The organism is Rossellomorea sp. FM04394 (assembly GCF_041889765.1).
In the GTDB taxonomy this organism is placed as follows: domain Bacteria; phylum Bacillota; class Bacilli; order Bacillales; family Bacillaceae_B; genus Rossellomorea; species Rossellomorea aquimaris_B.
On record NZ_CP168654.1, the window covers coordinates 3,719,846 to 3,731,301 of the forward strand.

The following is an 11,456-nucleotide window of genomic DNA, read 5'->3' on the forward strand; positions in this document are numbered from 1 at the left end:
CTTAAGATTGAGCTCCTTCTACGAGCCTATTAATCTAATTTACAGAGAGACGTTTTAACATGATCTGGCAGGGAAAACTAACCCATATCTCTTTATTTGAAAGGAACCGAATCTATTATGCTCAAAAAAATGCTTCCCTTATCCATCAGAAAATATATGCTCATGTCAAAACGGCAACGAATGCGTGAGATTCGACTGAACATTTGGTATATGCCGTTCTTTTATATTTGTTTCTCCATACTCCTTGTCGCTCTCACTCTCTACTTAGATCTGTATGCAGACATTTCTCAGTACACATATGGTTTCCTAAGTATGGATGCCGCTGTTACACGCATGCTTGTCAGTACACTCATCGGGGCCATTCTCACACTCAGTGCTTTCACGCTGAATTCGCTCCTTGTAGTACTCACGATGTTCAGTGGTCAATTTTCACCCAGGATGCTCCTTGATTTCATTTCGGACAAACAAACGCAGCACGCCCTTGGAATTTTCAATGGCAGTTTTGTTTACGTACTGCTCCTCTTTCTTTTTATCGGAAATTCAAAGGAAGAATTGTTTGTTGCTGCCCCGACCATGACGATCGGACTTGCATTCCTTACTGCCGTCACCTTTATCTACTTTATTAACCATGCCTCTACCTGGATGCAGGTACACAATATTACGTACAATATGAAGCAGGTTTCTGAAGTGATGATCAATCAAACGCTGAAACATGACTTAGAAGCCCACCGAACTAAAAATGCCGGGGATATCATGGAGCATCATAAGAAAAATATTGTTCATGTGAAGTCAAGAGAGTCGGGATATATACAGTTGATCGATTTTCATGGAATGATTGAAGCGGCCAAAAGAGATCAACTTGTCATTCAGCTCCACCATAAAGTCGGGGATTATGTTTTGGCAGGGAATGAATTGATGAGCATTTGGGGACCTGAGACCGAAGATATTTCCACTGATCTCCATCTCGACTTTATCGAAATGGGCCAGAAGGAGACTGAAATTCAAGATCTCCAGATGGGGATCCATAAGCTTGCAGAAGTTGCGATTAAGTCCCTTGGGAATGATGACCCTAAAACGGCATCCAATACGATTGATCAGATGGCCGATCTTATGCTGACAGTTGAAGAACACCTTTCCTTCACCCCCTATTTAATCGATCAGGAAGGAAAAATTCGAGTCATTCTCCAGACAGAAGCATTTGATTATTATCTCTATCGTGGATTTGGCTATATCAGGCATTATGCAAAAAACAATCATCTCATCATTACTGACATCGTTCGGGCACTCTCACTTATTGCAGAGTCCATTGCCCCCTCTAAACACAAAGCCATTTGGGAATTTGCCTGTAATACCATTGATCATATTGAAAAAGAAGTGATTTATGAGTTGGATAAGACGTTTCTTCTCCAGGAAGTTCATAAACTGGCACGTCTCACTGAAAATCTTAGGGAATATAAGAAAATCGAAAGTAAATTCTATCCGTCTGCCAATGAAAATACGTAAAAAGCTTCATCCCTTTTAGAGGGATGAAGCTTTTTACTAGGAGTTAAATCCATGTTTCGACGATGCTGGTATCTTCCCCTTGTGCTTTCGGTACGATCGAGAAACGTTCGGGAATTTCACTTCGGATTGCTTCTAATGTAGGTCTCATCAAAATATAATGAGTGGGCTGATTGACATCGAATAGCCTTGCCACAAACATGCCTTTATAATCTTTTGGGCTTGAGTAAATACAAATGATGGGCATTTTATAATCACTCAATGTCACCTCATCAAATGATGAAATTAATCGATCCGGGTTTTCCATCTAAACCTCTCCTTTCTCTGTCATTTCTAATCATATAACCGTCAGCTAAATACGCATTCTTTTCCTTTTGCCTCTCTACTACCATCCATTCTATTATGGTTGTAGAGCTTTTGAATGTAATAGTTGCACTGGGCATATTGCCCTTCTTCCTTTAATAGAGGGATGATGACATTCTCAATATAGTGATAATATGCTTCCTCTCCCTCTTGGATCCTGATCTCAAGCATCGTAAAGAACGTTTCCAAGTAGGAATTTTTCATATCTCTCACAGATGTCTGTCCCTCCTCTATTAAACTAGCATATTTTTCATTATTTGCGGAACCGTCTACATCCATGGAACTATCAATATAACCAAAGAGGCTGTTTACATACATTCTTTTATCGGACTCGTGTTTCAATAATCCATATGCTATGTGAAATGCGTCTCTTGCTTTTCTATCATCCATTACGTCTCGATAAAGATTCCCTAAATTCAGGTGAAGAACGGCTTTTCTTCTATGATCATGGAGATTATCACAATGTTGGATCAACTCGTCATATTTCTCCACTAGCGACGCAAGACTCGCTTCTTCGCCTCTGGCTTCTGCTACCAACTGAATCGTAGCAGCATCTATACACCTTGTAAAATTAAACGTTTCCTTGAAATAGTTCAAAGCCAGCTGACTATATCGCAGGGATTTGTCAAGCTGTCCAAGATCATGATAGCCAACTGACATATGATAATAGGATTCAGGATTGGAATAAATATCCCGATCTATTTTCTCCAAATACTTTATGGCTGTTTGCGGATTTCCTTTTGCAAGCTCATACATGCCTTTTATATGATAGTATAAGTGAAAATCATAATCGAACATATGGAAGGACAGACGTTTATTAGAAAACTGACCTAAATAGAATGCAGCTTCTTTTAGCTCTCCTTTCATAATAAAGTACCTTGCTTTCAGCAGCTTAAAGGTGCCATTAAGCGTTTCAATTTTGATTAATGGATTTTGTTCGATGGTCTCTTTCAATAATTCGATTTTTCCATTTACCTGCTTGATCATGACATCATGCCACAATTCCAAATCTAATCGTAATTTTTTAAACGCCTTTAACTCTTTCTCCACGTTAATATTCAGCCTTTGATTGAACAATTCGATTTTATCTTTCGTAATCTGTAAGTGTCCGCTTTCAATTTTACTGATATGGCCAGGTGTACAGATCCCATCCCCTACCTGTTTCTGGGTCATTCCCTTAAAGATTCGATAATACTTAATAAATGTCCCAATATGCATGATTTAACCTCCAGGGTGACGTAGTATAGGTTGATTCATTTCATCCAAGTTTTTATTTCAATATAGGTTATACTCCTATTATACTAATAACTGATCATGAAAAAATTGGGGTTTTCAGCAGGTTTCTTTAAGTCTCAAACAGAACTATTATCCTAGTCATTTTTACTTACGCACCTATATTACTGAATATTAAAAGTAAATTCTAAAGAAAAATCGGCACTAAATCATATATATTTGAAAAATTATCAATTATCCGGCTTTGTGATTAAAACGAGATTAGTCCTTTTGATCTATTCTATTTTCCCGATTTCTTGAACATTTTTTATGCTATTTTCCGAAAGGAATTGTGGCCTTTAAAATTAGAAAAAAAGATAACCGGCACCCACCTGACTGATTCAAGGTGTGCCGGTTATCTTTTTTACATTTGATCTGAAGGTTGAATAGGAGGATCCAACTGGATTTCCTGGTTTGGATAAATCCTGGAAATAACAGAAGAGCCCATTAATCTCTTAATTTCATTTGCCGGTAATTCTATTGACACCCCATTAAAGGCTGTTTTATACCTGTGTTTGATACGATATTCCACTTCATTATCATCCAGGAAGGCATGAAGTTCTTGCTCGAAAGCCTGATGACTCTGTTCAACGTGTTCCTTGGCTTTGTCCAAGGTCATATCCACGCCTTGAGCTTCTGCTTCCAGAACGGCGATTTTTGCAGGTTTTGTCTTAAACTCAATAATAACGGAAACAACCTTCTCACTTGAAAGATTAATGGATGGATCAACCTTGACCGCCGAATTCATCGTTTCTTCCACCGCCTCATCCTCATTCTGATAGGTACTTTCCCCTGGATCTGCCTGACATCCTCCTATGACCATCATAAAGACCAGGAAAAGGACTCTCCAGTAGCACTTCTTCATTAACATTCGATCTCCTTTATTTAAGAGTTTAAAAAAAAAAGACAATCTATCAGGATTGTCTCCTTTCGATTGCCTTTTCAAACGTTATTCACGAAGTTATTCTATTTTAGAGATTCGTTAGTTTTTTGCACCATCATCCATTTGCTTGGCTGTTACATTCAAATTCGATGTATAGGTAATTCCTTGATACTCATTACCTGCTTTTTCGTCCAGTTTGATTGCGAAAGAAAGGTCAATGTATTGGTCATCATTTAATTGCCAAAATTCATGCTTCTCGCCCTCTTTAGAACCGTCCCCAAGTACCATCTTGGCTTTCCCGCTCATGCCTTTTGCAGCAGGTTGTGCCTCTTCCTCTACAAATCCGACAACCATTTCAACTCCAGGAGCGATCGCTTTGGACATAGATCTAACTTCATTGGTTGTCCCATTGAATAACTCATCTAAGTAGATTCTTGATTCTTCCAGGATGTCGTCTGTCATTTCTTGTCCTTCAGAGAACTTATAAGCGATATATCCTACTTTATAGGCGTCTAAAGGTACATCTGCACTTAGAGACTGGTTATAGGTAGCTTTAAGATAAGCATCCATATCACCTGTGTTTTCAATCTTTAACCATTCACCGTACTTTAATTGTGAAGGGGCAAACCCAGTAGCTTCGATGATCTTGGTTTCCATGTCTTGTGAGTTGTTGATCTCCAATGTACCGTTTGTGATCTCTCCTGTGGCATTTGTCTCGGATGTGAACCAAGAATATGTACCAAAGCTTCCAGATACTACGATTGCTCCTACTAATGCGCTTCCCAAAAATGCATTCTTCAACTTAAACATGTCAATCCCCCATTATTTATTATGATTTGGTATACTCCTCTTGCTTCTTCGGTTTGATTTTTTCATAAACCGTCAAACACACATACCCCGTTAATGGAACAATGATGAATAGTAAGAAACCCATCGGTCCCTTCGTATATTGAGAAAGGAAACCGAGATTTGGAATATGAAAGAGTTCCTTCCCTACGATTTCATTTGCCGTTGTAACATCTTCATCCACCGTATTGTTGTTATCACCTTGAGTATAGAAGTGCTTTACTCCGTCTTCTCCAACAATGGAAGTGATTCTGTGAGTGATCAGGTTTTTCTCCTGGTTGTAATAGGAGATGATATCTCCTTCTTTAAGATCATCCGGATCCATCTCCCGGGTAATGATTACATCTCCAGCCTCAAAGGTAGGAGACATACTATTCGACAATACGGTTAACGGCTTGTATCCAAAAAAGGATAGCGGTTTATTGCTGTTCAGGCTTATGAAGATGGAAACGATGATCATCATGATGAGTAAAAAGATTACGATTGGAATGGCTTTTTTGACAATTTTCACTATCTGCTCCATTTCTCACCCTCTATTCTGGTTGTGCTGTATAAAAATAATTGGTCTAGCAAAAGAAGTTCCCTAATCAGAATTTAAGTAAGATTCTGATTTCTGTCTTTATTATGACATAGCTGTAAGCCTTGGTGTATTGGGGTTTACACATGATTAAGCTTTCGTTTTCATAGGTATTACTGCCTGATTTATTCTATCTTTGAAAATGAAGAAGTTGCTTAATTCTTACGAAAAATCAGATAGTGTGATAAAATAACCAGTCTTTTTTCACTACCTTAATCCCCCAACTATTGTCGATTAGAGGTACATTTTTGATACGTAATGTTGGATAGTAAAAAAATTCGGGGTCAACTTATCATTATTTGACCTTTTTATATAAAAATACACACCTGTTTCTGATTGATGGATAGTGTTTTCTACTTCTTCAAATCAAAAAACCAAGGTACTTTTTCCCGTACTCTTGGTTTAGATCAACCCGCTTTTCATTTCAGTGTTTTACTCACACGACCTTAACAATTTTCAATTAATCTACCTGCATAAAGAAGGGCTTTCTCTTGATTTCCCTTATCTAAATAATGTTGATACATCGTTTTTTCATAGGTATGCAGCTGTTGATGTTTTCCACTCCCCTCAAGCATGGGAATGATTTTTTCTTCAATAAACTGATAATACAACTCTTTTTTATCCTCATGTAACAAGCGGAGCATTTTAAAGAATAGAACACTGCTTTGATCGTTAATTTCCTTCGCGAATTGAGTACCTGTCTCTATCAGTTGTTTGAGATCCTGTTCTTCTTGCTTTCCTTCGATATGTAAACTGCAGTAAACGTATCCAATCAGATTATTAAGATAGATAGGTGACTTTTGGTTCTTCTCCAATAAAGATAACGTCTTCTTGTAGTACATTTTTGCCTTTTCATTGTCCTCAACATACGAGTGTTCGTATGCTAAGTTGCTTAATAAAGCCGCTTTTTTTGACGTTTCATTAAGAATATCACACTGTGCGATTAAACGATTATACCTTTCTACGAGTTCCTCGAAATCCCAAAGTTCGTTTCTTCCTTCGTTTATCAACTTAATTGTTTCAGCATCAATGACCTTTTTAAAATTATTCGTTTTCCTGAAGTAATCAAGTGCGACTTCACTATAGTAATAGGCCTTTACTTTAAATTGGAGGTTATGATAGGCGATGGCGATTTGATAGAAGAATTCGTGATTTAAATATTCTTTTTCATTGATTTGAAGGAGATATTCGAGTGACTTCTTGAAGTCTCCTTTTATTCCTGCTGTGATTCCGAGAAGGTGATGAAGCAGGTGAAGTTCATACGTGTTTAATTCTTTACGGTGTTTATTCATTTTATCCAGCAGCGTTTCTGCTTGGGCGATGTTCCCTTGCAAAAGGTTGTATCTGGATTGTAATAAAAAATACTTATTCTTAACAGATTGGATGAGAAATAATGAATTCTTTTCTACCTCGTCTTTTAAACGTTCAATCTCACTTATTTGTTGTAAAACCATGCTATCGTGCCATTGCTCAAGCAATCGCTCATATTTCTGAAGGGACTGCATTTCCTTTTCCAGATCGATTCCGAGTTTCTCGCTTAGCATATGCGTGATTTCAGGAGAATATTGGGTGTTGCCACGCTCAATTTTACTGATATGAGTAACGGAACAAATCCCTTTTCCCAGTTCTTCCTGGGTCAGTTCTTTTTTCTCTCTGTAAAATTTTATAAGTAATCCTAAACTCATCGAATTCACTCCCGAAAGATTATACTAATTGTTTTTTGATTAACTCTTTTTAATCATCATACCTTTTCAATCTTCATTAAAATAGTGTTATTTTTTGTCTATTCGGACTTTTCAAAGTAGGAGTAAAGTGTAATCTCGATGAATTTTCATTCACGAAAAAAGAGCAGCCCTTAACGGACTACCCTTTCTTCTGGTTGATTACGTTCATCAAAATGTTTCGAAATGAAACCGTTAAGGATTAATTCCCAGTTCCTCTTTAATCGTGTCAATCGTATTACCATCTACTTCAGATTGAGGATCTGGAGTATCTAATACAAAATCATTTTCAGACAAGTAATACTTCTCAAGGAGTGTAAAGTCTTTTTCATCTGTCGTACCATCGAAGTTGATATCCGTATTTCGATAGTCCGTTCCCCAATGATCTTGAAGCAGTAGTGCATCGTGAATATCGATGGCATTGTCTTTATTGATATCTCCAGGCTTGGAAACGGCCATATAATAAGTGATGTATTCACCAATATCTACACCATTTTCTGTACGTCCCGCTTCAAGTGGTGTATATGTTGTGTAGTGTCCTGGTACATCCGTAACGACGGTATACTTCTGTACAGATGATGGTAGTTGTTCGATAGAAATAACACCGTTTTTCGGTATGGTGACAGGATAAGTATTTCCATTTGTATCCTCTAAGTGTATAGTGGCACCTATTTGTGTGTAATCCCGGCTATAATCAAAGCGACCTGCATCTGTCAGGAGTCCTTCTGCGCCTATAAATCCTGCATTAACCTTTGATACTTTTGGATAGACTGGGTGAGCTCCCATTTTCGTCGGGATCCGTGGTCCGTTATTAATCTTCATCGTACTTACACTACTGAACAATGGAGAATACGTATTGAAAAACTCCTGCTCATTCGTATCAACTACAATCTTGAATAATGCAACGTCTCCTGATACGCCTTCATTTGGAATTTTTATCTCAATATCATTTCTGACACTTGTTGTACCGGTTTTTGTCACATTCAATTCTGATCCCTCTGGTAACCCATCCGCTAATTGGAATTCAACAGAATCCAAAAGCTTACTTGAGTTATAGGTATACATTGAAAAGTCATGGGCTTTTTCCAAATTGTTAGCGTAGAATGTATAAGTGATCTTGTCACCCATTTGGTAAGACTCTTTATCCGGTTTCGCGAAAACATATTGAAGTCCTTTAGGTGCATAGTAGACCACTTTAGGAATAGCTGTATTTCCAGCATAATCAGCTCCTAAATATTGCATTTCTCTGATGGATGACGTTTTTACATTGATTTCCTTTGAAAACTGTCCATTTTCATCCACTTGTAGTCGATAGCTTGGACCATTCGTCCCATACCATATATTATTACTTGCTTGAGTGAGCGGGATATCGGTCTTTGCCGTTTCCTCTATTTCTGAATCCAATAAAGTTCCTGATAAAGTGACTGTTTCTTGACCCTCTTCCAGCTCTACAATCGGAAAGTCACCCGTTGGCAATGCATTCGTCTGATCATAAACGACTGTCGGTGCCCCGTTATCTAAGCTAATGGTGGATGTTTTGGCAAACTGCTTTCCATCTTTCGTCGTTCCGATCATCTTCACATCATAAATGCCGTCTTCCACTCTCACTTTTGTATAGCTGATCGGCTTTTTATCATGTCCTGTTAATGGATAATAATATCCATAGAACCCCTCTTCAATATAATAATCGACATCGATTGCAGCTCCTGTTGCATTCACACCTGTAATCCATCCCAGGTCTTCTTTCGTATCTGGATCAACCAGTACCCAATCCAATCTTTCCATCGGGGAATTCAATCTGAAATCAAGATCGGTTTCTTTTCTGCTATAAGGATTGTTCACGCGATTAGTCGAAATACTTTTCGTATAAACATCAAAGTAGCCGATTCCTTCCTCCACGACTTTCGCTCCGAATGGGATACGATAGCTGTTCTCTGGATCCTTTTGATTTTGAATCACGATGTATCCTTCATATGTTCCTTTTTGAGCCGTTTTCGGGATGGTAAGAATCGCATTGAATTGTTCTTCTTTATTCTTTTTCACTTTCATGGAGCTTGGCACATTGAGCCTCACACCATTTTTCTCAGCATCCAGAGACCCAGAAGCCTTTGCCCCCACATTATATTCTACTGAAATATCGTACTTGTTGTTATTATTACTATTATTTGTAATTGATAGATTGGTCGTTTTTGTAATATGTTCATCCCCCATCGGGATAAAACCGTAGCTTAGACCACCGGTTTGTTCCGGAATGATGATTTCTTCCTGGTTTTCAATAAATGGTGTTTCATCCAGAACGGAAATCATCGTGTCCGAATGGATGGCTTGCATTGGATCGACTCTTCCCGCTCCAACTTCAAATACGCTATATTGATTCTTCAATGGATCTGCCGTATTCATTAACACAGATTTAATTTCGCTTGGCGTATAATCAGGATGTGCTTGAAGTAATAATGCTGCAATCCCCGCTACTTGAGGTGACGCCATTGATGTGCCTGATAACCGTTGATAGGCATGTGAATAATCCGATGAATCTTCTTTATTCTGCATATAGGATGGAACGGTTGAGAGAATATTGACCCCAGGTGCCGTTACCTCTGGCTTGATATCATACAATGTTCCTGAAGGACCTTTTGAACTGAAGGATGCAAGCTCATCACCGCTGATTTCCGCTTCCCCCATTTCTCCCAAAGTGATGGTTGGTATTCCATCTTTGAATAGTTCTTTCACTGCTAAACCATCTTGATTCGTTAATGAAAAAGTAGGGAGATTGTCATTGCTTTCGCCTAAATAATGAGGGATATGCCCTTCATCTGGATTCATATTATAAATGATGACGGCTTTTGCACCATTTTGTTTCGCGTATTCCATTTTTTCGATGAGTGCATAGGAGCCGCGAGCCACGAATGCCACTTTTCCAGTGACATCTTTCCCGTTGTAATCAGCAGGTCCACCTTCTCCTACTTCAACCATTTCAAAACTTTGACCTTGGAGCTTACTGAACTCATCCGTCCATTTGTTGGTCATTAATTGTAGAAGTCCATCCAGACCCTTACCTTCCACAGAGAACACGCCATCATAAGTCGTGACAAAAGATGGTGCAGAACTTGCACCTACCGTCAAGGCAAGGGCAGCGGCACCTGGAGATCCCAATGTATAATTCCCTTGATCCCCAGAATTCCCAGCTGCCACAACGGCTGTCACACCACTTAACACAGCATGATCAACGGCTATGCTCGTTGCATACAAAGGGTTATTCGTTGATGCTCCAAGGGATAGGTTGATGACATCCATTCCATCTGCTACGGCACGGTCAATCCCGGCAAGAATGTTACTCGTTGATCCAGATCCGTATGGCCCTAATACACGGTATACATTCAATTCCGCATCTGGAGCGACACCAATCACTTTGTAATCCGAGTCATTTACAGCTTGACCTACAATCGTTCCTGAGACATGTGTACCATGATCCGTGTAGTAACTGTTCCCTTGATTGTTTTCAGGATATCCAGAAGCTTTCCAGTCATCATATGTTGCTTCCATCGGATCATCATCTTTATCTACAAAATCGTATCCGCCTTTATAGGCATCTTTTAAATCAGGGTGGTTATAATCGATTCCTGTATCAATCACACCAACCTTGACTCCTTTACCAGTGAACCCTTCTTTATGTAGCTGATCAATATTCATGAAAGGAATACTGTCCACTTTTGTAGTTGATCCTTCTTCTTCATCTGTTTTTGGTGGAGGAGAAAGCTGGACTTCCTCTTCATTATATACAGCCTTAACGATTTCTGATTCTAATAGGTTTTCAACTTCATTGGCTGGTAGAGTCATCGCTACACCATTAAACGCATCTTTATACGTGTGCTTAATTTCGTAGTTTTCTTTCCCCGATTTTGTCTTTTTCACTAATTTTTCATTTAAGTCTTTTTTAAATTTTGCGTGGGACTCTTCTACCTGTTTCTTTGCCTTCTCAAAAGAAACTTCTTTCCCCTTTAAAGATTGATGGATTTGTTCTGTCTTTGCAGGAAGCTGTTCAAATTCAACAATGACGGTCACTTGTTCTTCACTTTTCAAATCAATGTCTCTTGATAATTGCAGACCCTTCATTGATCGATTGGCTTCTAATTTGTTCAAGGCCTCACGTTGTTCTGGCGACAAACCCGCCAAGATTTTCATCGCATCCGACTGTGTTTCTGCATGTACCGCTGGCCCATGACTTAAAGGTGCAACTCCACCCATAAGAAGCCCTGCACTTAATGCAATCTTTGAATATTTGATAGCTTTCATG

8 protein-coding genes are annotated in these 11,456 nt (G+C 38.7%); 1 reads left to right on the plus strand and 7 read right to left on the minus strand.

Translation table 11 applies throughout. The annotated features are described in order from the left end of the window. The first annotated feature begins 162 nt into the window (after nucleotides 1-162). Complete coding sequence (locus tag ACCB35_RS18830; protein ID WP_374054841.1) at nucleotides 163-1,503, plus strand: DUF2254 domain-containing protein; 1,341 nt, start codon at nucleotides 163-165, stop codon at nucleotides 1,501-1,503. Nucleotides 1,504-1,546: 43 nt separating this feature from the next. On the opposite strand, the gene ACCB35_RS18835 is transcribed toward ACCB35_RS18830, so the two are convergent. The 7 genes from ACCB35_RS18835 to ACCB35_RS18865 form a co-directional block, all read right to left on the minus strand. Then, nucleotides 1,547-1,807 (minus strand): hypothetical protein, encoded by a 261-nt coding sequence (locus ACCB35_RS18835; protein ID WP_374054842.1) that lies wholly within the window; start codon nucleotides 1,805-1,807, stop codon nucleotides 1,547-1,549. 41 nt (nucleotides 1,808-1,848) lie between these two features. Further along, a complete protein-coding gene (locus ACCB35_RS18840; RefSeq protein ID WP_374054843.1) occupies nucleotides 1,849-3,081 on the minus strand; it encodes a helix-turn-helix domain-containing protein in 1,233 nt (410 codons plus the stop codon). 418 nt (nucleotides 3,082-3,499) lie between these two features. Beyond that, a complete protein-coding gene (locus ACCB35_RS18845; RefSeq protein ID WP_374054844.1) occupies nucleotides 3,500-4,000 on the minus strand; it encodes a protease inhibitor I9 family protein in 501 nt (166 codons plus the stop codon). A gap of 117 nt (nucleotides 4,001-4,117) precedes the next feature. Then, the gene (locus ACCB35_RS18850) at nucleotides 4,118-4,828 is read right to left on the minus strand and encodes a hypothetical protein (protein WP_299743412.1); all 711 of its coding nucleotides are present in this window, start codon (nucleotides 4,826-4,828) and stop codon (nucleotides 4,118-4,120) included. Between the two features lie 19 nt (nucleotides 4,829-4,847). Beyond that, entirely contained in the window at nucleotides 4,848-5,387 is a 540-nt protein-coding gene (locus ACCB35_RS18855) for a signal peptidase I (RefSeq protein ID WP_374054845.1), read from the minus strand. 500 nt (nucleotides 5,388-5,887) lie between these two features. Beyond that, nucleotides 5,888-7,126 carry a helix-turn-helix domain-containing protein gene (locus tag ACCB35_RS18860; RefSeq protein ID WP_374054846.1) on the minus strand — a complete coding sequence of 413 codons (1,239 nt, stop codon included), beginning with the start codon at nucleotides 7,124-7,126 and terminating at the stop codon, nucleotides 5,888-5,890. 231 nt (nucleotides 7,127-7,357) lie between these two features. Then, nucleotides 7,358-11,455 (minus strand): S8 family serine peptidase, encoded by a 4,098-nt coding sequence (locus tag ACCB35_RS18865; RefSeq protein WP_374054847.1) that lies wholly within the window; start codon nucleotides 11,453-11,455, stop codon nucleotides 7,358-7,360. Between the last annotated feature and the right edge of the window lies 1 nt (nucleotide 11,456).